Origin of the sequence: Mycobacterium sp. E3298, assembly GCF_001666895.1 — a bacterium.
Classification (GTDB): Bacteria; Actinomycetota; Actinomycetes; order Mycobacteriales; family Mycobacteriaceae; genus Mycobacterium.
This window is the reverse complement of record NZ_LZJB01000597.1, coordinates 1-23,303: the sequence shown is the minus strand read 5'-3', so window position 1 is coordinate 23,303 and position 23,303 is coordinate 1. Positions and strand designations below refer to the sequence as shown.

24 protein-coding genes, 4 pseudogenes and 1 riboswitch are annotated in these 23,303 nt (G+C 69.0%); of the genes and pseudogenes, 17 read left to right on the top strand and 11 right to left on the bottom strand.

The features are described from left to right. Positions 1 to 10 precede the first annotated feature (10 nt). From A9X05_RS27380 to A9X05_RS27370, 3 genes are all read left to right on the top strand, one after another. Entirely contained in the window at positions 11 to 1,351 is a 1,341-nt protein-coding gene (locus A9X05_RS27380) for a HAMP domain-containing sensor histidine kinase (protein WP_067747459.1), read from the top strand. A 115-nt stretch (positions 1,352 to 1,466) separates the two neighbouring features. Continuing rightward, positions 1,467 to 1,730, top strand: a complete 264-nt coding sequence (locus A9X05_RS27375) for a DUF2630 family protein (protein WP_067747509.1) — start codon at positions 1,467 to 1,469, stop codon at positions 1,728 to 1,730. After that, positions 1,727 to 3,289 (top strand): NAD(P)/FAD-dependent oxidoreductase, encoded by a 1,563-nt coding sequence (locus A9X05_RS27370; RefSeq protein WP_067785346.1) that lies wholly within the window; start codon positions 1,727 to 1,729, stop codon positions 3,287 to 3,289. Before A9X05_RS27375 ends, A9X05_RS27370 begins: the two co-directional genes overlap by 4 nt. A 23-nt stretch (positions 3,290 to 3,312) precedes the next feature. Here the strand turns inward: A9X05_RS27370 and A9X05_RS27365 are convergent, their stop codons facing one another. Further along, positions 3,313 to 4,605: a citrate synthase gene (locus A9X05_RS27365; protein ID WP_067747454.1), complete on the bottom strand. Its 1,293-nt coding sequence runs from the start codon at positions 4,603 to 4,605 to the stop codon at positions 3,313 to 3,315. 129 nt (positions 4,606 to 4,734) lie between these two features. Next, entirely contained in the window at positions 4,735 to 5,394 is a 660-nt protein-coding gene (pdxH, locus tag A9X05_RS27360; protein WP_067785342.1) for a pyridoxamine 5'-phosphate oxidase, read from the bottom strand. 72 nt (positions 5,395 to 5,466) lie between these two features. On the opposite strand from pdxH, the gene A9X05_RS27355 reads away from it, so the two are divergent. Continuing rightward, positions 5,467 to 6,588, top strand: coding sequence for a citrate synthase 2 (locus A9X05_RS27355; RefSeq protein WP_067747450.1), 1,122 nt, complete (start codon positions 5,467 to 5,469; stop codon positions 6,586 to 6,588). Positions 6,589 to 6,802: 214 nt separating this feature from the next. Next, the gene (locus A9X05_RS27350; protein ID WP_067273505.1) at positions 6,803 to 7,261 is read left to right on the top strand and encodes a VOC family protein; all 459 of its coding nucleotides are present in this window, start codon (positions 6,803 to 6,805) and stop codon (positions 7,259 to 7,261) included. On the opposite strand, the gene A9X05_RS27345 is transcribed toward A9X05_RS27350, so the two are convergent. After that, positions 7,258 to 8,949, bottom strand: a complete 1,692-nt coding sequence (locus A9X05_RS27345; protein WP_067785338.1) for an FAD-dependent oxidoreductase — start codon at positions 8,947 to 8,949, stop codon at positions 7,258 to 7,260. The genes A9X05_RS27350 and A9X05_RS27345 overlap by 4 nt on opposite strands. A gap of 20 nt (positions 8,950 to 8,969) precedes the next feature. Continuing rightward, positions 8,970 to 9,995 (bottom strand): diiron oxygenase, encoded by a 1,026-nt coding sequence (locus A9X05_RS27340; RefSeq protein ID WP_067273514.1) that lies wholly within the window; start codon positions 9,993 to 9,995, stop codon positions 8,970 to 8,972. Between the two features lie 245 nt (positions 9,996 to 10,240). Here A9X05_RS27340 and serC point away from each other — a divergent pair, with 245 nt between their 5' ends. Beyond that, entirely contained in the window at positions 10,241 to 11,359 is a 1,119-nt protein-coding gene (serC, locus tag A9X05_RS27335) for a phosphoserine transaminase (RefSeq protein WP_067785372.1), read from the top strand. Positions 11,360 to 11,520: 161 nt separating this feature from the next. Continuing rightward, positions 11,521 to 12,297, top strand: coding sequence for a septation protein SepH (gene sepH, locus A9X05_RS27330; RefSeq protein ID WP_067747443.1), 777 nt, complete (start codon positions 11,521 to 11,523; stop codon positions 12,295 to 12,297). A 13-nt stretch (positions 12,298 to 12,310) separates the two neighbouring features. On the opposite strand, the gene A9X05_RS27325 is transcribed toward sepH, so the two are convergent. The 3 genes from A9X05_RS27325 to A9X05_RS27315 are packed head-to-tail and all read right to left on the bottom strand — an operon-like array spanning position 12,311 to position 13,841. After that, complete coding sequence (locus A9X05_RS27325) at positions 12,311 to 12,583, bottom strand: DUF2537 domain-containing protein (RefSeq protein ID WP_067747441.1); 273 nt, start codon at positions 12,581 to 12,583, stop codon at positions 12,311 to 12,313. Beyond that, positions 12,580 to 13,413: an RNA methyltransferase gene (locus A9X05_RS27320; protein WP_067785335.1), complete on the bottom strand. Its 834-nt coding sequence runs from the start codon at positions 13,411 to 13,413 to the stop codon at positions 12,580 to 12,582. The genes A9X05_RS27325 and A9X05_RS27320 overlap by 4 nt, the downstream gene beginning before the upstream one ends. Continuing rightward, positions 13,410 to 13,841 carry a MarR family transcriptional regulator gene (locus tag A9X05_RS27315; RefSeq protein WP_067747437.1) on the bottom strand — a complete coding sequence of 144 codons (432 nt, stop codon included), beginning with the start codon at positions 13,839 to 13,841 and terminating at the stop codon, positions 13,410 to 13,412. Before A9X05_RS27315 ends, A9X05_RS27320 begins: the two co-directional genes overlap by 4 nt. Positions 13,842 to 14,039: 198 nt before the next feature. Here A9X05_RS27315 and A9X05_RS27310 point away from each other — a divergent pair, with 198 nt between their 5' ends. Next, positions 14,040 to 14,315, top strand: coding sequence for a DUF2530 domain-containing protein (locus A9X05_RS27310; RefSeq protein WP_067785369.1), 276 nt, complete (start codon positions 14,040 to 14,042; stop codon positions 14,313 to 14,315). A 30-nt stretch (positions 14,316 to 14,345) separates the two neighbouring features. After that, positions 14,346 to 14,801, top strand: a complete 456-nt coding sequence (locus tag A9X05_RS27305; protein ID WP_067785332.1) for an SRPBCC family protein — start codon at positions 14,346 to 14,348, stop codon at positions 14,799 to 14,801. A 263-nt stretch (positions 14,802 to 15,064) separates the two neighbouring features. Here A9X05_RS27305 and A9X05_RS27300 read toward each other — a convergent pair. After that, a pseudogene (locus tag A9X05_RS27300) lies at positions 15,065 to 15,850 on the bottom strand (DUF3027 domain-containing protein); the annotation flags it as partial. Positions 15,851 to 15,979: 129 nt separating this feature from the next. On the opposite strand from A9X05_RS27300, the gene A9X05_RS27295 reads away from it, so the two are divergent. Both A9X05_RS27295 and A9X05_RS27290 read left to right on the top strand, forming a co-directional pair. After that, positions 15,980 to 17,632, top strand: a complete 1,653-nt coding sequence (locus tag A9X05_RS27295) for an MFS transporter (RefSeq protein WP_156669855.1) — start codon at positions 15,980 to 15,982, stop codon at positions 17,630 to 17,632. Next, entirely contained in the window at positions 17,629 to 18,117 is a 489-nt protein-coding gene (locus tag A9X05_RS27290) for a DUF2771 domain-containing protein (protein ID WP_156669851.1), read from the top strand. The genes A9X05_RS27295 and A9X05_RS27290 overlap by 4 nt, the downstream gene beginning before the upstream one ends. Positions 18,118 to 18,126: 9 nt before the next feature. Here the strand turns inward: A9X05_RS27290 and A9X05_RS27285 are convergent, their stop codons facing one another. Continuing rightward, the gene (locus A9X05_RS27285; RefSeq protein WP_067785326.1) at positions 18,127 to 19,131 is read right to left on the bottom strand and encodes a glutathione S-transferase family protein; all 1,005 of its coding nucleotides are present in this window, start codon (positions 19,129 to 19,131) and stop codon (positions 18,127 to 18,129) included. Positions 19,132 to 19,175: 44 nt separating this feature from the next. After that, entirely contained in the window at positions 19,176 to 19,589 is a 414-nt protein-coding gene (locus A9X05_RS27280; protein ID WP_067273548.1) for a cold-shock protein, read from the bottom strand. 162 nt (positions 19,590 to 19,751) lie between these two features. Between A9X05_RS27280 and A9X05_RS27275 the strand changes: the two genes are divergently transcribed. From A9X05_RS27275 to A9X05_RS27255, 6 genes and pseudogenes are all read left to right on the top strand, one after another. Further along, on the top strand, positions 19,752 to 20,150 hold the full coding sequence (locus tag A9X05_RS27275) for a YccF domain-containing protein (RefSeq protein WP_067747425.1): 399 nt from the start codon (positions 19,752 to 19,754) through the stop codon (positions 20,148 to 20,150). Continuing rightward, the gene (gene moaA / locus A9X05_RS27270) at positions 20,147 to 21,226 is read left to right on the top strand and encodes a GTP 3',8-cyclase MoaA (protein WP_067747423.1); all 1,080 of its coding nucleotides are present in this window, start codon (positions 20,147 to 20,149) and stop codon (positions 21,224 to 21,226) included. Before A9X05_RS27275 ends, moaA begins: the two co-directional genes overlap by 4 nt. Positions 21,227 to 21,230: 4 nt before the next feature. Beyond that, positions 21,231 to 21,506, top strand: a complete 276-nt coding sequence (locus A9X05_RS27265; RefSeq protein WP_067747420.1) for a MoaD/ThiS family protein — start codon at positions 21,231 to 21,233, stop codon at positions 21,504 to 21,506. Positions 21,507 to 21,714: 208 nt separating this feature from the next. After that, positions 21,715 to 21,931: riboswitch (cyclic di-AMP (ydaO/yuaA leader) on the top strand. A gap of 10 nt (positions 21,932 to 21,941) precedes the next feature. Beyond that, positions 21,942 to 22,403: pseudogene (locus tag A9X05_RS27260) on the top strand (transglycosylase family protein); the annotation flags it as partial. After that, positions 22,398 to 22,595, top strand: a pseudogene (locus A9X05_RS31840) (molybdenum cofactor biosynthesis protein B); the annotation flags it as partial. The pseudogenes A9X05_RS27260 and A9X05_RS31840, both read left to right, overlap by 6 nt. Further along, positions 22,592 to 23,017, top strand: a complete 426-nt coding sequence (locus A9X05_RS27255) for a molybdenum cofactor biosynthesis protein MoaE (RefSeq protein ID WP_067754920.1) — start codon at positions 22,592 to 22,594, stop codon at positions 23,015 to 23,017. The pseudogene A9X05_RS31840 and the gene A9X05_RS27255, both read left to right, overlap by 4 nt. Before the next feature lie 78 nt (positions 23,018 to 23,095). Here the strand turns inward: A9X05_RS27255 and A9X05_RS27250 are convergent. Further along, a pseudogene (locus A9X05_RS27250) lies at positions 23,096 to 23,303 on the bottom strand (resuscitation-promoting factor RpfA); the annotation flags it as partial.

The window sequence follows — 23,303 nt, the reverse complement described above, 5'->3', positions numbered from 1 at the left end:
GCGAGCGGCCATGAATTTTCTGTCCCGGATCCTGACCCGTACGCCATCGCTACGCGCCCGCGTTGTGGTCGCGACGGTCATCGGCGCAGCGATTCCCGTGCTCATCGTCGGCGTCGTCGTCTGGGTGGGCATCACCAACGACCGCAAGGAACGGCTGGACCGCCGCCTCGACGAGGCCGCGGGCTTCGCCATCCCCTCCCTGCCGCGCGGCCTCGACGAAATCCCGCGCTCCCCCTACAACAACGACGCCATCATGACCATCCGCCGCGGTGACCTGGTCAAGTCGAATTCCAACGTGACGCTGCCCAAACTGGACGTCGACTACGCCGACGCGTACGTCAACGGCGTGCGGTACCGGGTGCGCACGGTGACGATTCCGGCGCCCGAACCGACCTCGCTGGCCGTGGGCGCGACGTACGACGCGACTCTCGCCGAGACCAACAACCTGCACCGTCGGGTGCTGCTGATCTGCGGCTTCGCCATCGGCGCGGCCGCCGTGTTCGCGTGGCTGCTGGCCGCGTTCGCCGTGCGCCCGTTCAAACAGCTCGCCCAGCAGACCCGGTCGATCGACGCGGGCGACGAGGCGCCGCGGGTGGAGGTGCACGGCGCCACCGAGGCCGTCGAGATCGCCGAAGCCATGCGCGGCATGCTGCAGCGCATCTGGAACGAGCAGAACCGGACCAAGGAGGCACTGGCGTCGGCCCGCGACTTCGCCGCCGTGTCCTCACACGAGCTGCGCACCCCGCTGACCGCGATGCGCACCAACCTCGAGGTGCTGTCCACGCTGGATATGACCGACGACCAACGCAAGGAGGTGCTGAGCGACGTCATCCGCACCCAGTCGCGCATCGAAGCCACCTTGAGCGCCCTCGAGCGGCTGGCCCAGGGCGAACTGTCGACCTCCGACGACCATGTGCCCGTCGACATCACCGAGCTGCTCGACCGCGCCGCCCACGACGCGATGCGCATCTACCCCGACCTCGACGTGTCACTGGTCCCGTCGCCGACGTGCATCATCGTCGGCTTGCCGGCCGGGTTGCGCCTCGCGGTGGACAACGCCATCGCCAACGCCGTCAAACATGGCGGCGCGACCCGTGTCCAGCTGTCGGCGGTCAGCTCCCGCGCCGGCGTCGAGATCGCGGTCGACGACAACGGCAGCGGCGTGCCCGAAGACGAACGCGACGTCGTGTTCGAGCGGTTCTCCCGCGGGTCGACCGCCTCGCATTCGGGCTCGGGCCTGGGGCTGGCGCTGGTGGCCCAGCAAGCCCACCTGCACCGCGGGACGGCGGCGCTGGAGAGCAGCCCGCTGGGCGGCGCCCGGCTGGTGCTGCGGCTCCCCGGCCCCAGCTAGCGCGACTTTGTCGAAGGCACAAGGCTTTTGACTCGATCCCCCGGCCGCATGTACGCGCGGCCCGTGATGGGTGACCTACCGGGACGACCCCCGCCGGGTCGGGCACACTGGAGCGATGGCCAACGGCAACAAACCGACCGACAACGAAACCCTGGCACACATCCGCGACCTGGTCGCCGAGGAGAAGGCCCTGCGGGCGCAGCTGCAACAGCGCGACATCTCCGAATCGGAGGAGCATGATCGCCTGCGGCGGCTCGAGGTCGAGCTGGACCAGTGTTGGGACCTGCTGCGGCAGCGTCGCGCTCTGCGCGACAGCGGCGGTGACCCCCACGAGGCCGAGGTGCGTCCGCCCGACGAGGTCGAGGGCTACCTGAACTGAGCCACGCCGCAGATGTCGACGCCGTCGTCATAGGGGGCGGCCATAACGGCCTGGTGGCCGCGGCGTATCTGGCCCGGGCGGGCCTTCGGGTGCGGGTGCTGGAGCGGCTCGGACACACCGGCGGAGCGGCCGTCTCGGCGCAGGCGTTCGACGGGGTGGGTGTGCGGCTGTCGCGGTATTCCTATCTGGTCAGCCTGTTGCCGCCCCGCATCGTCGACGATCTGGGCGCCGGGGTGCGGCTGGCGCGGCGGCGGTACTCCTCCTACACGCCCGACCCGGCGACCGATGGCCGCCGTGGGTTGTTGATCGGCGCGGGCGGTGACACGTTCGCCGCGATCGGCGCCGGCCCCGACGAGCACGGGTTCGCCGCCTTCTACGACAGCTGCCGACTGGTGACCCAGCGGCTCTGGCCGACGCTGCTGGAACCGCTGCTCACCCGCGAGCAGGCCCGCCGGCGAGTCGCCGAAGGCACCGAAGCGGCGGCCGCGTGGCACGCGTTGATCGACGAGCCGATCGGGCGTGCCATCACCGCGGCCGTCGGCAACGACGTCGTCCGCGGCGTCATCGCGACCGACGCCCTGATCGGAACGTTCGCTCGCCTCGACGACCCGGCGCTGACCCAGAACGTCTGCTTCCTGTATCACGTGCTGGGCGGCGGGACCGGCGACTGGGACGTCCCGGTCGGCGGGATGGGCGCGCTGACCGGGGCCCTGGCGGCCGCCGCGGTGCGTCATGGTGCCGAAATCACCACCGGCGCCGAGGTTTACGCCGTCGAACCGGACGGTCTGGTGCGTTACCGGGCCCGCGATGCGGAGCACGTCATCCGGGCCCGGTTCGTGCTCGCGGGCGTCACACCGGCGGTACTGGCCGGCCTGCTCGGTGAACGACCGCCGACCCCCGCCCAGGGCGCGCAGGTCAAGGTCAACATGGTGCTGCGCCGGCTGCCGCGGTTGCGTGACGACGCGGTCACGGCCGAACAGGCCTTCGCCGGCACGTTTCACGTCAACGAAGCCTGGACCCAATTGGATACGGCATGCGCGCGGGCAGCCGCCGGGCATGTCCCGGATCCGTTGCCCTGCGAGGCATATTGTCATTCGCTGACCGACCCGAGCATCCTGTCGGTCGACCTGCGCGAGGCGGGCGCTCACACGATGACGGTGTTCGGGCTGCACACCCCGCACTCGCTGTTCGACGGCACCTACTCCGGGGCGCTGCGTGACCGGCTGACCGAGTCGGTGCTGTCGTCGCTGAATTCCGTTCTGGCCGAACCCATTCAGGAAGTGCTGCTGCCCGATGCGCACGGACGCCCCTGCATCGAGACGACGACCACCCTCGACCTGCACCGCACGCTGCGCATGACGGCCGGCAACATCTTCCATGGCGGACTGGCGTGGCCATTCGCGGACGACGACGACCCGCTGGACACGCCGGCGCGGCAATGGGGGGTGGCCACCGCGCACGAGCGGATCATGCTGTGCGGCTCGGGCGCCCGCCGCGGCGGTGCCGTGTCGGGCATCGGCGGGCACAACGCCGCCATGGCGGTGCTCGCCTCGCTGTGACTACCTGAGGTAGCGACCCGCCACTACCGCGCGTCGATGGTCTTGTAGTCGCGCTCGGTGTAGCCGGTGTAGATCTGGCGCGGGCGGCCGATCTTGCTGTCACCCTCGTCGTGCATCTCACGCCAGTGCGCGATCCAGCCGGGCAACCGGCCCAACGCGAACAGCACCGTGAACATCCGGACCGGGAAGCCCAGGGCCCGGTAGATCAAACCGGTGTAGAAGTCGACGTTCGGGTAAAGCTTGCGCTCGACGAAGTAGTCGTCGGTCAGCGCCGCCTCTTCCAATTCCTTGGCGATGTCCAGCAGCGGGTCGCCGCCGAGCTTGGCCAGGATCTTGTCGGCCTGTTCCTTGACGATGCGCGCGCGGGGGTCGTAGTTCTTGTAGACCCGGTGGCCGAAGCCCATCAGCTTGACGCCCTCTTCGCGGTTCTTCACCTTGCGGACGAACTCGCTGACGTCGTCGCCGCTTTCGCGGATCTGCTCGAGCATCTCGAGCACCGCCTGATTGGCGCCGCCGTGCAGCGGGCCCCACAGCGCGTTGATGCCACCGGAGATCGAGGTGAACAGGTTGGCCCGCGACGACCCCACCAGCCGCACCGTCGACGTCGAGCAGTTCTGCTCGTGGTCGGCGTGCAGGATGAGCAGCATGTCCAGCGCCCGGACCACCTCGGGGTCGGCCTGGTAGGGCTCGGCCGGCAGCCCGAACGTCATCCGCAGGAAGTTCTCCACCAGCGTCAGATTGTTGTCCGGGTAGAGGAACGGCTGCCCGACGGACTTCTTGTACGCGTACGCGGCGATGGTGGGCAGCTTCGCGAGCAGGCGGATCGTCGACAGCTCGACCTGGTTGTTGTCCATCGGGTCGAGCGCGTCGGGGTAGTAGGCGCTCAGCGCGTTCACCACGCTGGACAGCACCGGCATGGGGTGCGCGTTGCGGGGGAAGCCGTCGAAGAAGCGCTTGAGGTCCTCGTGCAGCATGGTGTGCAGCTGGATCCGCTTGGTGAACTCCGCGAGCTGGTCGGAGTCCGGCAGCTCGCCGTAGATCAGCAGGTAGCTCACCTCGATGAAGGTCGACTTCTCGGCTAGCTGCTCGATCGGGTAGCCGCGGTACCGCAGAATTCCGGCGTCACCGTCGATGTAGGTGATCGCGCTCTTGCACGCGGCGGTGTTGACGAAGCCGTTGTCGAAGGTGGTGTGCCCGGTCTTGGACAACAGGGGACCGAGCGCAATGCCGTCAGCACCTTCGGTGGCGTGAACGATTTCCAGGTCGATCTCGCCCCCCGGGTACTTCAGAGTTGCGGTGTCGTCGGTGTCGGCCACGAGAACCCCTTTGCGCTCTGACTGGTATGGCTGCCCTGACTAGGGGCTTACAGGTGAAGGTAGTCGTTGTCGCGTTCGCGTGCCTGCCCGGGGTCGAGTCTGCGGCGTCGCACCGATCCCGGGCGCGGGCTAGGGCTGGAGGCGTTCGACACGGGCGCCGGCGACCCGGATCCGGTTATGCAACCGGTTCTCCCGCCCCTGCCAGAATTCGACCGACTCCGGAGCGAGCAGGTAACCGCCCCAGCCCGGCGGCACCGGGATCTGGTCTTGGTCGGCGAACCGCGCGGTCACCTCGGCCAGCTGGTCGAGGAGCGCCGCGCGCGACTCGATCGGCTGAGACTGCTGCGATGCCCACGCGCCCAGTTGCGAGCCGCGCGGCCGCTTGGACCAGTAGTCCTCGGTGTCCTGCCGGGTGACCTTGCTCACCGGCCCCCGAAGGTGCACCTGCCGCCCCAGTTGGTACCAGGGAAACGTCGCCGACGCGTACGCGGTAGCGGCCAAATCGGCGCCCTTGGCCGAGTCATAGTTGGTGAAAAATGTGATCCCCGACTCGTCCACGCTCTTGCACAACACCGATCGACTCGCCGGCCTGCCGTCGGCGACGGTGGCCAGCACCATGGCGTTGGGCTCGGCGACGCCGGACCGCTCGGCGTCATCGATCCATTTGCGCAGCAAGGCAACCCAACCGTCGTCGAGCCAATCCGCGTCGAGATCGGGACTGCCGTCCTTTTCCACCGATCCGTATTCCACGCGCATCCTTTGCAGGTGCTCGGAGTCTGGTCCTGCCATCGCGCCAACGCTACCGGGGCTTGCTACCGGCCGGTAGCGTCCGCCCGAGGGTGGGGTGCGAGAATTTTGCCTATGACTGTGGTCCCCGAAGACTTTGTTCCCGGCCTCGAAGGCGTGGTCGCCTTCACGACCGAGATCGCCGAGCCGGATAAGGACGGCGGTGCACTGCGCTACCGCGGAGTCGACATCCAAGACCTGGTGGACCAGCAGGTCACCTTCGGTGACGTGTGGGCCCTACTGGTCGACGGCAAGTTCGGCCACGGATTGCCGCCCGCCGAGCCGTTCCCGCTGCCCATCCACACCGGCGACGTGCGCGTCGACGTGCAGGCGGGCCTGGCGATGCTGGCCCCGATCTGGGGCTACCGGCCCCTGCTCGACACCGACGACGCCACGGCGCGCGACCAGCTGGCCCGGGCGTCGGTGATGGCGTTGTCCTACGTCGCGCAGTCCGCCCGCGGCATCTACCAGCCGGCCGTTCCGCAGCGAATTATCGACGAATGCTCAACTGTGACAGCACGGTTCATGACGCGCTGGCAGGGCGAGCCGGATCCGCGGCACGTCGAAGCGATCGACGCCTACTGGGTGTCGGCCGCCGAGCACGGCATGAACGCCTCGACGTTCACCGCGCGCGTGATCGCCTCGACCGGCGCCGACGTCGCGGCGGCGTTGTCCGGGGCGATCGGGGCCATGAGCGGACCGCTGCACGGCGGCGCGCCGGCCCGTGTGCTGCCGATGATCGAAGAGGTCGAGCGCACCGGCGACGCCCGCGCCCTGGTCAAGAAGATCCTGGACAGCGGCGACAAGCTGATGGGCTTCGGGCACCGGGTCTACCGCGCGGAGGACCCGCGGGCGCGGGTGCTGCGCGCGACCGCCGAGCGGCTCGGCGCACCACGCCACGAGGTCGCGGTCGCCCTGGAGCAGGCCGCCCTGGCCGAGCTGCGCGAGCGCCGCCCGGACCGGGCCATCGAGACCAACGTCGAGTTCTGGGCGGCGGTGATCCTGGACTTTGCCCAGGTCCCGGCCAACATGATGCCCGCGATGTTCACCTGCGGGCGCACCGCGGGATGGTGCGCGCACATCCTCGAGCAGAAGCGGCTCGGCAAGCTGGTTCGCCCGTCGGCCATCTACGTGGGACCGGGCCCGCGCAGCCCGGAGTCCGTCGAGGGTTGGGACCGCAGCCTCACCCACGCCTGAGGCAGGACCGCTGTCGGCCGTTGCGCGCGAGCGTAACGGCATCGCGAATTTCGGCTCAATTCTTCGCACCGGCGCTACGCTCGCGTGCGCTTGTTGTCGGTGCCCGGCGATTAAATGAGTGTCGCCGCGATGAGTTTGTGTCGCGGGCGCAGTCATAACTCGCGAGCCTGCCCGCTTCGGGCCGGCCTGGGAACCGACAGCAAGGAGAACCACAATGGCGATCAATATCGAGCCGGCCCTGTCCCCGCACCTGGTGGTCGACGACGCGGCCGCGGCGATCGACTTCTACGTCAAGGCCTTTGGCGCCGAGGAGATCGGGCGGGTGCCCCGCCCGGACGGGAAACTCGTCCACGCCGCGGTGCGCATCAACGGCTTTCTGGTCATGCTCAACGACGACTTCCCCGAGGTGTGTGGCGGCAAGTCGATGACGCCCAAGTCCTTGGGCGGCACCCCGGTGACCATCCACCTGACGGTCACCGACGTCGACGCCAAGTTCCAGCGGGCGCTGGACGCGGGCGCCACCGTCGTCGCTCCGTTGGACGATCAGTTCTGGGGTGACCGCTACGGCGTGGTCGCGGACCCGTTCGGCCACCACTGGTCGATGGGACAGCCGGTCCGCGAGGTCGGCTACGACGAGATCCAGGCGGCGATGGCCGGGCAGGGCGCCGGCTAGCCGAGCAGGCGGTCCAGCAGCCGGCGCCGCGGGGACGCCCCGGCGGCGGCAGCGGCGGCGAGCATGTCGGCGACCTCGGTGAATTTGGCTCGCGGCCGACCGTCGGCGCTGCCGCGGGCGACCTCGGCGGCGTCGATGGCCCGCCAGCCGCGGGCATCGACGGCGTCGGGCTGCCGGTCCCGCACCAGCTCGGCCAGCGCCTCGGGCTGCCCCACCGGATCGCCGAGCCTGCCGGCGTTGAAGTCGGCAACCAGGGCGTGAACGGTCTGCAGCGAACACGACTTGTTCGTGCCGATGAACCCGCTCGGGCCGCGCTTGATCCAGCCCGCGACATAGGCTCCGGACACCGGCTGCCCGGAGTCGGGGTCGACCACGCGCCCGCCCTCGTTCGGAACGACCGCCGCGGACTCGTCGAACGGCAGGCCCGCAATCGGCTTGCCGCGGTAGCCGATCGACGTCAGCACCAGGCCGGCGTCCAGCCTGCGCAACTCGTCGCCCCCGGTCGCTGCGAACTCCACGCCGGTGGCGCGTTGCTCACCCAGAACCCGCTTCGGGGGGAGCTGGTAGGCCAGCCGGATCCGCGGACGGCCGTTCCCCTGGGCCGGCGACGAGTCGTCGCCGAGCGTGGTGAGGATTTCCAGCTTGCGTTTCGTCAGGCCGTCCGTCGCGGTAGCGAGGTCGGCCGCGACCCGCTCGTGGTCGGCCGCGCTGAGCACGACATCGGACGAGCCCGTGAGCCCGATCAGTTCGGGCAGGGTGAACGCCGAATGGGCGGGGCCGCGCCGGGCGGCGACCACTACTTCGCGGACCGCCGAAGCGCGCAGCGTCACCAGCGCACGGTCGGAGATGTCGGTGCGCGCCAGGTCGTCGGGGTTGGCCGTGAGCACACGGGCCACGTCCAGGGCGACGTTTCCGTTGCCGATGATCACCACCCGCTCATGGCTGAGATCGACTGGCAGACTGGCGAACTCGGGATGCCCGTTGATCCACGCAACCAATTCGGTGGCTGTTCCGGTGCCCGGCAGGCCCATGCCCTCGATCTGCAGGCGACGGTCGTCGGGGGCCCCGACGGCGTACAACACGGCATGGTGGTGGGCGAGCAGATCCGCGTGGCTCAAGTGCCTGCCGACCTCGACGTTGAGGTAGAACCGGAAGCGCCGGTGACCGGCGACTCGATCGAACAGCCGCGTGACGCGCTTGGTGTTCTGATGGTCGGGCGCCACCCCGGCGCGCACCAGCCCGTAGGGCGTCGGCAGCTTCTCAAAGACGTTGACCCGCACGCCATGCTGCGTGAGCAGTTCGTCGGCGGCATACATGGCCGCCGGCCCGGACCCGACGATGGCCACGGTCAGTGGCCTGCGGTGGGCACGCACCTGGGCGGCCGGGATCACCGGCGCCAGCTTCGACGTCGGGGGCAATTTCTCGTCCGCGGGGCGGTCCGGGTAGAAGGACGCGTTGATCTCGACGAACGGCAATTGCTTGACGTCCAGGCGGGTGTCCGGCGCGATCGCGCCGACGGGACAGGCGCTCACGCACGCTCCGCAGTCCACACACGCCACCGGATCGATGTGGAGCATCTCCGAGGTGGCGAAGCCGGGCTCATCGGGCGTGGGGTGAATGCAGTTCACCGGGCACGCGAAAACACAGGACCCGTCGTTACAGCACGACTGGGTAATGACGTGCGGCATAGGCGATTACCCGCGCGGTCCTAGGCGGCCGGCGCCGCGGCCAGGTGCTGACGCTGCGGCTCGCTGCGGTAACGCGACGGCTTGCCGTCGATCTTGCAGAGTCGCCACATGAGCCGCGCGGAACGCGTCTCCATCAGCCCGGTGTCGTGGGCCAGCATCCGGACATCACCGAACATGTCGCTCAACCACTTTCGCGATTCCGGCGACCGGAAGAACAGCTCCCGCTTCACCTCGCGCGGGATGTCGAACTCCTGCCAGAACGCTTTGGGGGGCACCACGATTGCCCTGCAGAGGACCTTCATCGTCAGGGGCAGGTACAGCGCCGTCCAGAACCGCTGCCTGCGTGTCAATTGCGGCACCCGCTTGCGCAGGAACTCATGGGCGAAGGAGATGTGCCGCGCTTCCTCGGCGACGTGAATGGCCATCACCCGTTCCATGATCGGGTGCAGCGACTTGCCCTCGCGCAGAACGTTTTTCTGCGTGTGATCGATCGGCTCTTCCCCGGCGAGCACGCCGATGAAGAACGCCACCGGCAACGGACCGGCCACCAGCGGAACCAACGGCGAGAGCCACTTGAGCAGTCGCGGCATGCCCGGGACGTCGGCGCCGACGCGGTTGACCATCTCCTGGAACATCATGGTGTGGTTGCACTCTTCGACGGATTCGTGCAGGCAGTACCGGTATTCGGGGGACCCGTTGGGCACCCAGAACGTGTAGTTCATCAGGCCGCGGATCAGGATCGACTCGAAGTGCAGCCCTACCTTGGCGACGTTGGCCTGGCGCCACATGCCGATTTTGATCTTGCGCTCGTCGGACTGCGCCTGGTACCAGGGATGACGCCCCAGCGGGTCGGTCGCCGGCAAGATCCACCGAGGATCGTTCTCGGTGACGGCGAATTCCGGTGAGTCCCAATCGATGTCGGTGTACGGGTTGAAGTTCCGCCGCACCGACCCCTCGGACAGTGTGGCAAGCGTGTTGACGTACTCGGTATCGTCGCGCACTTCCATATTGCGGCGCCAACGCCGAACCATGCGTGTCCTGGCCATATCCAAGCCTCCCCAACGAGGTTTACATTTGGACGTGCTGTGTCCAGACAGTACCGCAGGTACCGCATATCTTCCAGACCCCTGGCGGGCACTGTGGCCTGACCAGTGGTCAGCGTTTTGGTGTGCCCTGCGTCACACCCCGTTGAACACTCCGCTGTGCGCGGCCAGGCGTTTTGCGCCGGAGGAAGGGGTCGGCAGTCGGACCGCTGCATGGCGGGTCACGTCCGCTCACTACCCTGATGAGCATGGCTGACCAGCTCGAGATTCCCTCCGACATCAAACCCCGCGACGGCCGCTTCGGATGCGGCCCTTCCAAGGTGCGGCCAGAACAATTGGAGGCGCTGACGACCACCGCGGCCCCGCTGTTCGGCACATCGCACCGGCAGTCGCCCGTCAAGAATCTGGTGGGGCGGGTCCGGTCGGGGCTGGCCGAGCTGTTCTCCGTACCGGACGGTTACGAGGTCATCCTCGGCAACGGCGGCGCGACGGCGTTCTGGGACGCGGCGGCGTTCGGACTGATCGACAAGCGCTCGCTGCACCTGTCCTTCGGCGAGTTCAGCTCGAAGTTCGCCTCGGCGGTCGCCAACAACCCTTTTATCGGCGACCCGATCGTCATCAAGGCGGACGCCGGCAGCGCACCCGAGCCGCAGAGCGATCCCTCGGTCGACGTGATCGCCTGGGCGCACAACGAGACGTCGACCGGGGTGGCGGTGCCGATCCGCCGTCCCGCCGACTCGGGCGAGGCCCTGGTCGTCATCGACGCCACCTCCGGCGCGGGCGGACTGCCGGTGGAGATCTCCGAGACCGATGCCTACTACTTCTCACCGCAGAAGAATTTCGCCAGCGACGGCGGCCTGTGGCTGGCCATCATGAGCCCGGCGGCCCTGGCGCGGGTCGAATCCATTGCCGGGTCCGGGCGCTGGGTCCCCGACTTCCTGTCGTTGCCCATCGCGGTGGACAACAGCCTGAAGAACCAGACGTACAACACCCCCGCGGTCGGCACCCTGGCGCTGATGGCCGAGCAGATCGACTGGATGCTGGGCAACGGCGGGCTGGAGTGGTGCGTCAAGCGCACGGCCGACTCGTCCCAGCGGTTGTACTCGTGGGCCCAGGAGCGGCCCTACACCACGCCATTCGTCGCCGACCCCGCCCTGCGGTCCCAGGTGGTGGGCACCATCGATTTCGCCGACGACGTCGACGCCGCGGCAGTCGCGAAGATTTTGCGGGCGAACGGCATCGTCGACGTCGAGCCGTACCGCAAACTCGGCCGCAACCAGTTGCGGGTCGGGATGTTCCCTGCGGTGGACCCCGACGACGTCAGCGCCCTGACCCAGTGCGTCGACTGGGTGGTCGAGCGGCTGTAGCCGGGCGAGCGGGGGCGGGGCCAGGCCCGCAGCCGGGCCGTAACCCGCTCGCAATCAGCACGCAACCGCCCAGCGTGTCAGCACCGGTTGTGGGCGTTAGCTGAACTAGAGTGCGCACCAGACGGGTCCGTCGACCTGCACGGAGCCTGCGAGGAGAAGCCATGCGGGAACTCAAAATGGTTGGGGTCGATGCCGACGGCAAAAACATCATCTGCGAAGCCGGCGATCGGGGGGAACCGTTCAAGCTCGCCGTCGACGATCAACTGAAAGCCGCCGTGCGCGGCGAGACCGTGTCCTCAGATCAACCGCAGCTCGATATCCAGGTCACAAACATGTTGAGCCCTAAAGAGATTCAAGCCAGGATCCGGGCTGGCGCCTCGGTCGAGCAGGTGGCTGCGGCGTCGGGCTCCGACATCTCGCGGGTCCGCCGGTTCGCGCATCCGGTTTTGCTGGAGCGTGCGCGCGCCGCCGAGCTGGCAACGGCCGCTCATCCGGTGCTCGCCGACGGTCCCGCGGTACTCACGTTGCTGGAGACGGTGAGCGCCGCCCTGGTGACGCGCGGCTTGGAACCGGACAGGCTCAGCTGGGACGCCTGGCGCAACGAGGACAGCCGCTGGACGGTGCAGCTCGCGTGGAAGGCCGGCCGGTCCGACAACATCGCGCACTTCTCCTATGCCCCCGGCGCGCACGGCGGAACGGTCACGGCCGTCGACGACGCGGCCAAGGAGCTGATCGACCCGAACTTCGACCGTCCGCTGCGTCCGCTCGCGCGGGTGTCCCACGTCGACTTCGAGGAGCCGGTGAAGCCGCCCGCCGCCGCTGCTCCCGAAGACAAGCCCGCTCCCCCAGAGCAGCCGGTGCACACCCGACGGGGCAAGCCCGTCATCCCGGCTTGGGAGGACGTGCTGCTCGGCGTGCGCTCGGGGGGACAGCGCTAGACGGACGGCGGCGCTACCGCGCCACCGTCAGCGACAGCAGCGTCAGCCACGCGCCCGCGACCCCGACCCCCGCGCCCAGCAGGAACCAGCGCAGCACCAACTTGTGCCGCCAACCCCACAGCGTGGGCGCCAGCCCGCCGGCCGCGACGACGTTGAGCCCGACGGCCAGCAGTGGATGCACCCGGATGAGTCCCAGACTCAGCACCACGATGGCGGCCCCGGTCACTGCGGCGACGAACCCGGCAACCGTCAATCCCGTTGCCCAGGGCACGGAATCGTCGGTCACGACCCGAGCCTAGCCCGCTCGTAGAACGCCAAAGCGGCCGCGGTGGCGACGTTGAGGGAGTCGGTGCCGCGCGACATCGGGATCCGCACGCGCACATCGCTCGAGCGCAATGCGGCCGGCGTGAGCCCCGGCCCCTCGGCGCCGACCAGGACGGCGACGCGGTCGTCGCGGATGGCCGCCATGGCCTCGGGCAGGGCGCAGGCCCCGGGATCCGGAGTCATCGCCAGCAGTCGAAATCCGTTTTCCCTCAGCATCGACAGCTCCGCCGGCCAGTCGGCCGCCCGCGCGTACGGGACCAGCAGGGCGTGGCCCATGGAGACGCGCACGGCGCGCCGGTAGAGCGGGTCCGCGCAACCGCTGCCGAACACCACCGCGTCCACGCCCAGTCCGGCCGCGTTGCGAAAGATGGAACCGAGGTTCTCGTGGTCGTTGACCCCCTCGAGCACCGCGACGGTGCGGGCGCGCCCGACCAGTTCGGCAAGCCCGGGCTCCGGCACCCTGCGGGCGGCCGCCAGCACGCCGCGGTTCAGGTGAAAGCCCACCACCTGAGCCATAACTTCGGCGGACGTCCGGTAGAACGGCACGGCGCTGCCCGCGAGGTCGTCCGCGAGCTCGGTGAGCCGGCGGTCGGTCCCGAGCATGGCGTGCGGGGTGAAGCGGGAGGCCAGCATGCGCTGGACGACGAGCACGCCCTCGGCGATCACCAGGCCCTTGCCGGACGGCAGGTCGGGACGGCGGTCGACGCTGTTCAGGTCGCGGAAATCGTCGAGCCGCGGGTCGCCCGGATCGGCGACGTCCTGAACGTTCAGGCCATCGGTTCCGTCGCTCACGGGCCTTCGTCGACCAAGGCCAACATCAGGTCGGCCGCGTTGCGCAGGGTGTCGCGCTGCTCGGTGTCCAGCGTCGCCAGCCGCTTGGCCAACCACTCCTGACGGGCACGCCGGGTCGCCTTGACCAGTTCGGCGCCGGACTGGGAGACAGAGACCAGCACCTGCCGGCCATCGATGGGATGCGGGGCGCGGTCCACCAGGCCCATGTCGGCCAGCGAAGCGATCACGCGGGTCATCGACGGCGGCCGGACGCGTTCGCGGATCGCCAGCGTGCCGGGCGTCATCGGGCCCTCGTTGGCCAGCGTCGCCAGCGCCGACAGCTGGGACAACGACACTGGCGACGACGGGTTTCGGAACCGGAGTTGGCGGGCGAGCCGCATGACCGCCAGCGACAGGTCGCTGGCCAGCCGCGCATCGCTGTCAGGCATGGCGCGAGGTTACACGGAACCTCACGAAATCGGGATACGAACCGGTGAACGACGGGCTTTGATCGATGCCGCTGGGCTCACCAAATGTCGCCGAACCACCGTGCGGGCACTTAACCCGCTCTGCGCAGGCGTTTTGGGGTGGGCCCGCCCGGCATGCGGGTGTTTTGGCGGGGCGCAGCGGCGGCTATGTTAATCGCGATGTCTGCTGAACCCGGCCCGAACCGCGAGCCCCCGCCGCTGCCGCCTGCGCTGCTCAACGCGTGGCCGTTCATCGCCCTCGGCGCGCTCGGCTGGGTGGCCGCGGCGGCCGCCGCATTCCTCGTGCCGTCCCTGCACAGTTGGCGCCTGCTGACGCTGGCCGGGCTCGGGGTGACAGTGCTCGGGACGAGCATCTTCGTGTTGCAACTCGCGGAAGCCCGTCGGGGCGCACGCGGCGCGCAGGACGGACTCGAGAACTATTTCCACCACGGCTAGATTCCGCAATCATGCACTCGGGAGGGATCGATGGTAGCCCCGCTACTGCAAGCGCAAATCGATATCGACGCAACGGTTTCCACCGTCTGGGGGCTGATATCGGATCTTCGGCGGATGCCGGAGTGGAGCCCGCAATGTCGTTGGATGAAGGCGTTCGGTCCGCTGCGCCAGGGCACGCGCACGCTCAACATCAATCGCCGTAACGGCATGTTCTGGCCGACCACCTCCACGGTCGTCGAGGTCATCCCCGAGACCAAGCTGGCGTTCCGGGTCAACACCAACAACACCATCTGGAGCTACGAGCTCCAGCCCACCGGCGCGGGCACCCGGGTGATCGAGAGCCGCCATGCCGAGAACGGCGTGACCGCGTTCTCCAACCTGTCGGTGAATGCGTTGTTCGGCGGGACCACGAACTTCGAACGCGAATTGGTCGACGGCATGAACGCCTCACTCGCCAAGATCAAGGCCGCCGCCGAAAAGGGCTAGTCCGCCTCGGGCTGCGACTCCTGCGCTTCGGGCTCGGGCTGCGACTCCGGCGCCTCAGGCTTGGGCTGCGACTCCGGCGCTTCGGACTCGGGCTGCGGCTCCGGCGCTTCGGACTCGGGCTGCGACTCCGGCGCTTCGGACTGCGGCTCGGGCGTCTCCGAAGTTGTTGTCGCGGACTCCGGTTCCGCCTGTAGGTCGCCGTCGGCGTCCTCGGGCCGGGGTTCCGCCGCCTCGGTCGACTGGTCCGCAGCCTCCGGCGGCTCTGTCGGGACGGGCGGCTCCACGACGTCGAGCACGCCATCGTCGTAGGGCTGGTAAATCGGCGAACCGGTGCCCGCAGGAGCGGGGGTGTCCGAGTGCGCGCCGCAACCGTACTGCTTGTCCACGATCTGCCCGTCGGCCGACAGCTCGTTGCCGCACACGCCGAACATCGAACCGAGCGACCCCGCCAACGGCAGGTAGAAGCCGCAGTCACGGCACACCCGTTTGGTGGAGCGCGCCATCGCCGAGTCGGGACCGTGCTCTCCGGTGTGCCAGCGTTCGGCCGCCTCCGCGCGGCCGGCGGCACTCATGACCCACCGACGGCCCAGCCCGATTTCGGCGGCGGTGTCGTCGACCTGTGGGTCGCCGCTGGCGGTGTAGCCGGGAACCAGCCTCGGGTCGTCGGCCGCGGGCGCCAGCAGGTCGCCGGGGCTCAGGTCCCCCGGACGCACCCGCTGATCCCACGGGACCCACTCGGGCGCCAGCAACGCCGTCGGTCCCGGAATCAGCACCACCTCGCTGACGGTGGCGTGATCGGCGCCGGGATGGGCGGCGACGACGACGGCCCACTGCCAGCCCTGGTAACCGGGCAGATGAGCCAGGAACCGGTGGGTGGCGGCGGCCGGGTCCTCGTAACTAACGCCCAGGTAATCGCCCACGGTCTCCGCACCACTGAACTCCACGACGGCGGTCCTGGCCTGGTCTACCGCACCCGTCAGCACGGCGGCCAAACTTTCGGGCCAGTCGGCCACGGTCGCCCCGGCGGATTGCTCGCTGGGTCCGGTCAAGGTGTCCTCTTTCTCCATTGCGGTTCCAATACTAGGTTGGCGAGCCACACCCGTTACCTGCAGACGCTTGTCGTCGGCATAGGGGAGAATCGGAACGTGTCTGGACGGCGGCGTGATCATCCGGGCCGCGTGGCCTCCACTCCGGGTCGCCGGCCCGCCAATGGGGCTGGTAAACAGCATCCGGGCATGGCCAATTACCCCGCCGACGATGCCGCCGATCGGCGTGGCCGCCGTCCACCGCCGATGCCGAGCGCCAATCGCTACCTGCCGCCGATCGGCCAGCAGTCGGAACCGGATCAATACGACACCTCACCCCCACGCCCTGCCGCCCCCGGTGAACGGATCACCGTCACTCGCGCCGCCGCGCTGCGCAGCCGCGAGATGGGGTCGCGGATGTACTGGATGGTGCAACGGGCTGCCACCGCCGACGGCGCCGACAAGTCCGGCCTGACGGCCCTGACGTGGCCGGTGGTGGCCAACTTCGCGGTGGACGCCGCGATGGCCGTGGCGTTGGCCAACACGTTGTTCTTCGCGGCGGCCACCGGGGAGAGCAAGGGCCGGGTCGCGTTGTATCTGCTGATCACCATCGCGCCGTTCGCGGTCATCGCGCCGCTCATCGGCCCGGCGCTGGACCGGTTGCAGCACGGCCGGCGGGTCGCCCTCGCCGGGTCGTTCGTCCTGCGGACGGCGCTGGCGCTGGTGCTGATCATGAATTACGACGGCGCAACCGGGAGCTACCCGTCGTGGGTCCTTTATCCGTGCGCGCTGGCCATGATGGTGTTCTCCAAGTCGTTCAGCGTGCTGCGCAGCGCCGTGACGCCGCGCGTCATGCCGCCGACCATCGACCTGGTGCGGGTGAACTCGCGGCTGACCGTGTTCGGTCTGCTCGGCGGCACCATCGCCGGCGGGGCGATCGCCGCGGGCGTGGAGTTCGTCTGCACCCATCTGTTCAAGTTGCCCGGCGCGTTGTTCGTCGTCATCGCGGTCACGCTCGTCGGCGCTTCGCTGTCGATGCGGATCCCGCGCTGGGTCGAGGTCACGGCCGGCGAGGTGCCCGCCACGTTGAGCTACCGCCAGGACAGCGAACCACAGCGGCGCAGCTGGCACCATGAAGTCAAGAAGGTCGGCGGGACGCTGCGACAACCGCTGGGCCGCAACATCATTACCTCGTTGTGGGGAAACTGCACCATCAAGGTCATGGTCGGCTTTCTGTTCTTGTACCCGGCGTTCGTCGCCAAGGCGCATCAAGCCAACGGCTGGGTTCAGCTCGGCATGCTCGGGATGATCGGCGCGGCGGCCGGCATCGGCAACTTCGCCGGCAACTTCGCCGCCGCGCGCCTACAACTGGGCCGCCCCGCCGTGCTGGTGGTGCGCTGCACGCTGGCGGTCTCTGCGGTCGCGCTGGCGGCGGCGGTGGCGGGCACCCTCGCGGCGGCCGTGATCGCCACCCTGGTGACGTCCGGCAGCAGCGCCATCGCGAAGGCCTCGCTGGACGCCTCACTGCAAAACGATCTGCCCGAGGAATCGCGCGCCTCGGGATTCGGGCGTTCGGAGTCGACGCTGCAGCTGGCCTGGGTGCTCGGCGGTGCCGTGGGCGTTCTGGTGTACACCGAGTTGTGGGTGGGCTTCACCGCCGTAACCGCGCTGCTGATCCTCGGATTGGCGCAGACGCTCGTTAGCTATCAAGGGAACTCGCTGATCCCCGGACTCGGAGGTAACCGGCCCGTCATGGTGGAGCAGGAAGGCGTCCGTCGCGGCCGACCGGCGGTGGTGCCCGAGTGAAACGCAGGATGGCCGTGCTGCTCGCCGGCCTGATGACTCTGGCGTGCGTGGCCGTCGGTGTGGGCACCTGGCTGCTGGTGCGCCCGTCCGGTCCGCAGCGACCCCAGATCAGCGCGTATTCGCACGGCCACCTCACGAGGGTGGGGCCATACCTTTACTGCAGCGTGCTCAACCTCGAGGACTGCGACACGCCCCAGGCGCAGGGCGAGCTGAAGGTCAGCGAGCGCTACCCGGTGCAACTCTCGGTGCCCGACGCGATCTACCGGGCGCCGTGGCGGCTGCTGCAGGTCTACGAGGACCCGACCAACACCACCAGCACCATCTTTCGGCCGGGCACCCGGTTCGCGGTCACCATCCCGCCGGTGGACCCGCACCGCGGGCGCGTGGTCGGGATAGTGGTGCAGTTGCTGACGCTCGTCATGGATCCCGCGGGAGAGCTGCGGGATGTTCCGCACGCGGAATGGTCAGTGCGCCTTACGTATTGAGCGCCCGGGTCAGGCGCCGTGCCCAGCCGGCACCCGTTCCCCTTCGACGGGCGGGCCCGGAGGGGTCCCGTCGCCGAACGGATTGCCGCCCAGCGCTTCCCGGCCATGCGGTGACAGCCAGCTCGACAGGTCCGGCCCCTTGGGCACGATGCCGGTGGGATTGATGTCGGCGTGCACGATGTAGTAGTGCTGCTTGATCTGCACGAAGTCGACGGTGTCGCCGAACCCCGGTGTCTGGAAGAGGTCGCGCGCATACGCCCACAACACCGGCATCTCGCTCAGTTTGCTCCGGTTGCACTTGAAATGACCGTGGTAGACCGGGTCGAAGCGGGCCAATGTCGTGAACAACCGCACGTCGGCCTCGGTTATGGTGTCGCCCACCAGGTATCGCTGATCGGCCAGGCGATCGCCGACCCAATCCAACGCGGCGAACAGCCGGTCGTACGCCGCGTCGTAGGCTTCTTGCGAGCCGGCGAACCCGCACCGGTACACCCCGTTGTTGATCTCGGTATAGACCCGCTTGTTCACGTCGTCGATCTCCGCGCGCCGCTGCTCGGGATACAGCTCCGGGGCGCCCTCGCGGTGGTAGGCGGTCCATTCCGTGGAGAAGTCCAGGGTCATCTGTGCGAAGTCGTTGGTGACGACAGCGCCGGTGGGAACGTCGACGATCGCGGGCACCGTGATGCCCTTGGGATAGTCGGGGAAGCGCTTGAAGTAGGCATCCTGGAGCCGGGGAATCTTCAAGACGGGGTCCACGCCCCCGGGGTCGAGATCGAACGTCCAGCTGCGTTCGTCGTGGGTAGGCCCGCAAAACCCAATGGACAGAACGCTTTCCAGGCCCAGCAAGCGCCGGACGATGATGGCGCGGTTGGCCCAGGGGCAGGCGCGCGCGACGACGAGCCGGTACCTGCCGGGTTCCACCGGATAGCCGTCGCGCCCGTCGGCGGTGACGCGGGTGGTGATGTAGTTCGTGTCGCGGGTGAAGTCACCTTTTCCGGCGACGTAGGCGGCCATGGTGACAATTCTGCCCCAGCCACTCGCCGCCGACCGGCGGCGAGCTAGGCGTCGAGCTCGCGGGCGACCGCGCGAACCACCTCGGAGACCCGTCGAGCCGTCTTGCGGTCCGGGTAGCGCCCCTTGCGCAGCTCGGGCTGAACGGCGCTCTCCAGCAACGTGATCATGTCCTCGACCATGCCGTGCAGTTCGTCGGGGCTGTGCTTGTGCTCGGCGGGCGTCTCGCGGCGGCCCTGAGCCTTGGTGAGGCTGGGCGGCGGCTCAATCAGCTTGAGGCTCAGCGCCTGAGGCCCGCGCCGCCCGGAGGCGATGCCGAACTCCACGCGCTGGCCCGCTTTGAGCCCCTCGACCCCAGCGGGCAACGCCGACGAGCGGACATACACGTCCTCGCCGTCCTCTTGCGACAGGAAGCCAAACCCCTTGTCGGCGTCGTACCACTTAACCTTGCCGGTCGGCACTGGTCTCACCTGCTTGTCTAACGGATCAATAGAATGGCCAACACAATAAGCGTCCCGCCTGCGCAGGACGCCGTTTGGTCCCTGATCCTACTCGGATGCTCGCCTGACGAGCACCCCCGTTATTGCCCACTCGGTACTCTGGGCATTACCGGTGGAGGAGATATGCGCCTGATCCTGAACATCATCTGGCTCGTGTTCGGCGGCCTGTGGATGGCCGCCGGATACGTGGTCGCGGCGCTTGTCAGCTTCTTGCTGATCATCACCATCCCGTTCGGCTTCGCGTCGCTGCGCATCGCCTCCTACGCGTTGTGGCCGTTCGGCCGCACCATCGTCGACAAGCCGACCGCCGGCACGGGAGCGCTGATCGGAAACGTCATCTGGGTGCTGCTGTTCGGACTGTGGCTGGCGATCGGCCACGTGGTGAGCGCGGTGGCGATGGCCGCCACGATCGTCGGCATTCCGCTGGCGCTGGCCAACCTCAAGCTGATCCCCGTGTCGTTGATGCCGCTTGGCAAGCAGATCGTTCCCGTCGGTTCGCCCTCCCAGGTGATGGCCGCATGACGCTGACCGCGCTGGGTGTGCCGACGGTGCCGGGCCGCGCCGGCGGCGGTGCCGCCCGGCACGCCCCGACCACGGGCCCGTTGGTGGACACCTACGGGCGGGTCGCCACCGACCTGCGGGTCTCGCTGACCGACCGCTGCAACCTGCGGTGCAATTACTGCATGCCGGCCGAGGGCCTGGATTGGCTGCCGGGCGAGCAACTGCTGCGGCCCGACGAGCTGACCCGCCTGATGCACATCGCCGTCACCCGGTTGGGCATCACGAGCGTGCGATTCACCGGTGGCGAACCCCTGTTGGCGCGGCACCTCGAAGAGGTGGTCGCGGCGGTGGCCGGGCTGCGGCCCCGCCCGGAGATCTCGTTGACCACCAATGGCATAGGGCTGGCGAGGCGGGCCGCCGGCCTCGCCCGGGCAGGCCTGGACCGTGTCAATGTCTCGATGGACAGCGTGGATCGCGACCACTTCGCGGCGATCACCCGCCGGGACCGGCTCGGCGACGTGCTCGACGGGCTGGCCGCCGCCCACGACGCCGGCCTGACGCCGGTCAAGGTCAACGCCGTGCTCGATCCCGTCACCGGGCGGCAGGACGTCGTCGAACTGCTGCGGTTCTGCCTCGAGCGCGGCCACCAGCTACGGGTGATCGAGCAGATGCCGCTGGATGCCGGGCACCAATGGCGCCGGGGCGCCGCGCTGAGCGCCGACGACGTGCTCGACACGCTGCGCCCCCACTTCCGGTTACGGCCCGACCCCGCGCCGCGCGGCTCGGCGCCCGCGGAGCTCTGGCTGGTCGACACCGGCCCGGGCACGCCGAGCGGAAAGTTCGGCGTCATCGCGTCGGTCTCCCACGCCTTCTGTTCGGCCTGCGATCGAACCCGCCTGACCGCTGACGGTCAGGTCCGCAGCTGCCTGTTTTCGACCGAGGAGACCGATCTTCGGGCCCTGCTGCGTAGCGGCGCGTCCGACGACGCGATCGAAGCGGCGTGGCGGGTCGCGATGTGGGGCAAGCCGGCCGGTCACGGGATCAACGACCCGAGCTTCGTCCAGCCCGACCGTCCGATGAGCGCGATCGGTGGCTAGCCCGATGGGTCATGCCGTCCAACAAGACGGGATTCAGGTGACGGTGCGCTACTTCGCCGCCGCGCGGGCGGCGGCGGGCGCCGAGTCGGAGACGGTGGTGCTGCGCCCCGGGACCACCGTGGCCGAGCTCGTCGAGCGCCTCGCCGTGCGTGGCTCCCGACTCGCCGCGGTGTTGGGCAGATGCTCCTACCTGTGCGACGGGGTCGCCGTGCGCGACGAGACCGCACCGTTACGCCCCGGAAACACGATCGACGTTCTACCCCCTTTCGCCGGCGGGTAAAACTGTGAGTTATCTCACGTAACGGAACGATAACGGCGTAATCACGCTCCGATATCGGGTGCTATGACCTGCGTGGATGCCGTGTGTCCGGAGCGTTTTCCCAGATGGCCGAGAGGGAAACGCCCGGTTTCGCAGAACGTGACGGGGCCGACAGAACCCGCTACCTTTCTCCGAAGGCTCGCCAAGACAACCGAATTGGCGGACCTCCCCTCCTATCGCGCCGAGCTCCATCCAGTAGGCGGGGCCCACTGACCAACGTGGATGGAGACGGGGGACCCACCGGTCCACCGTGATCGGACTGGGGCCGCGTGCGGCCCCTAGGGGTGAAGCCGACGTCGCTCCCCAGCGGACACGACGACGGCCGGGTGGCCTCTCCAACCCGAACCCGACAGCTGACCTCGCAGGCGCGTGACGAGAGAGGATTTTTCACGGCCTATGAGTGGACGTCACCGTAAGCCCAGCACGTCAAACATCAGCGTCGCCAAGATCGCCGTCACCGGCGCGGTCCTCGGTGGCGGCAGCATCGCCCTGGCCGGCCAGGCGGCCGCGGCCACCGACGGCGAGTGGGACCAGGTAGCCCGGTGCGAATCCGGCGGCAACTGGGCGATCAATACCGGCAACGGCTACCACGGTGGCGTGCAGTTCAGCTCGAGCACTTGGGCTTCGCACGGCGGTGGCCAGTACGCGCCGTCGGCCGAACTGGCCACCAAAGAGCAGCAGATCGCCGTCGCCGAGCGCGTGCTGGCCACCCAGGGCCGCGGTGCCTGGCCCGTGTGCGGTGGCCCGCTGTCCGGCCCGTCCCCGCGCGAGGTTCCCGCGCCGGCCGGCCTGGACGCTCCGCTTGATGCGCCCGGAATCAACGGCCAGCCGGCGCCCCTGGCTCCCCCGCCCGCCGACGCGATCCGCCGGTCGGGCCTGCCGAAGGTGCCCACGTCGGTGTTGTCCCGAGGGGTGTGCGGTGTGGCGGGACGGACCCTGATCGTCAACCTGCCCGGTTCGCCCGGTGGCGTGCGGGACGGCCTGGGCGTGCTCGACGACGTGCTCGATCACGCGCTCGATCAACTCGCCGGCGGAGACCACCAGCGATGACGCTGGTCGTCCGTGCGGCCATGACCGATCACCCGATCTTCCTGGCCGAGCACGAAGAGCTCGTGGCCCATCAGTCGGCGGGGGCTGTCGTCGGCTTCGTCGGCATGATTCGCGACCACGACGGCGGACGGCGGGTGGTGCGGCTGGAGTACTCCGCGCATCCGTCGGCCGAAGAGGTGTTGGCCAAGGTGGTCTCCGACGTCGCGGACCAGTCGACCGGGGTGCGCGCGGTCGCGGCCAGCCACCGGATCGGGGTGCTGCGCATCGGGGAGGCGGCGCTGGTGGCGGCGGTGGCGGCGGACCACCGTCACGCGGCGTTCGCCACCTGTGCGCAGCTGGTCGACGAGATCAAGGCGCGGCTACCGGTATGGAAGCACCAGTTCTTCGACGATGGGACCGAAGAATGGGTGGGCTCGGCCTAACGCCGTAGCGATTGGAGTGCCGGCACGCCCCGAAGCGAAAAACGTCCGAGGCGTGCCGGGCAGTCTTACGGGCGGGACTCAGGTGGCCGGGGCCGGCTGGGCGATCGCGTCGAGCGCGTCGTTGCCCTGGATGTCCTGAGCCCGGATGGCGTCCCACAGCTGCTTGGTGTAGCCGGCCGAGGAAACGTCCTGCGGCATGTTGGCCGGGACGAAACCGTGGAAGTCGGTGTCCACCGGCGCGTCGGCCGGGGGCGCCGGGGGCAGGTCCGCCGGGGGCGCCGGCCGA

Bases quoted from the DNA above. Each gene is read 5' to 3' on its own strand.
- A9X05_RS27380 (WP_067747459.1), top strand. From the start codon at position 11: ATGAATTTTCTGTCCCGGATCCTGACCCGTACGCCATCGCTACGCGCC.
- A9X05_RS27375 (WP_067747509.1), top strand. From the start codon at position 1,467: ATGGCCAACGGCAACAAACCGACCGACAACGAAACCCTGGCACACATC.
- pdxH (WP_067785342.1), bottom strand. From the start codon at position 5,394: ATGGCAGGACCAGACTCCGAGCACCTGCAAAGGATGCGCGTGGAATAC.
- A9X05_RS27355 (WP_067747450.1), top strand. From the start codon at position 5,467: ATGACTGTGGTCCCCGAAGACTTTGTTCCCGGCCTCGAAGGCGTGGTC.
- A9X05_RS27350 (WP_067273505.1), top strand. From the start codon at position 6,803: ATGGCGATCAATATCGAGCCGGCCCTGTCCCCGCACCTGGTGGTCGAC.
- A9X05_RS27345 (WP_067785338.1), bottom strand. From the start codon at position 8,949: ATGCCGCACGTCATTACCCAGTCGTGCTGTAACGACGGGTCCTGTGTT.
- A9X05_RS27340 (WP_067273514.1), bottom strand. From the start codon at position 9,995: ATGGCCAGGACACGCATGGTTCGGCGTTGGCGCCGCAATATGGAAGTG.
- serC (WP_067785372.1), top strand. From the start codon at position 10,241: ATGGCTGACCAGCTCGAGATTCCCTCCGACATCAAACCCCGCGACGGC.
- sepH (WP_067747443.1), top strand. From the start codon at position 11,521: ATGCGGGAACTCAAAATGGTTGGGGTCGATGCCGACGGCAAAAACATC.
- A9X05_RS27315 (WP_067747437.1), bottom strand. From the start codon at position 13,841: ATGCCTGACAGCGATGCGCGGCTGGCCAGCGACCTGTCGCTGGCGGTC.
- A9X05_RS27310 (WP_067785369.1), top strand. From the start codon at position 14,040: ATGTCTGCTGAACCCGGCCCGAACCGCGAGCCCCCGCCGCTGCCGCCT.
- A9X05_RS27305 (WP_067785332.1), top strand. From the start codon at position 14,346: ATGGTAGCCCCGCTACTGCAAGCGCAAATCGATATCGACGCAACGGTT.
- A9X05_RS27285 (WP_067785326.1), bottom strand. From the start codon at position 19,131: ATGGCCGCCTACGTCGCCGGAAAAGGTGACTTCACCCGCGACACGAAC.
- A9X05_RS27275 (WP_067747425.1), top strand. From the start codon at position 19,752: ATGCGCCTGATCCTGAACATCATCTGGCTCGTGTTCGGCGGCCTGTGG.
- moaA (WP_067747423.1), top strand. From the start codon at position 20,147: ATGACGCTGACCGCGCTGGGTGTGCCGACGGTGCCGGGCCGCGCCGGC.
- A9X05_RS27265 (WP_067747420.1), top strand. From the start codon at position 21,231: ATGGGTCATGCCGTCCAACAAGACGGGATTCAGGTGACGGTGCGCTAC.
- A9X05_RS27255 (WP_067754920.1), top strand. From the start codon at position 22,592: ATGACGCTGGTCGTCCGTGCGGCCATGACCGATCACCCGATCTTCCTG.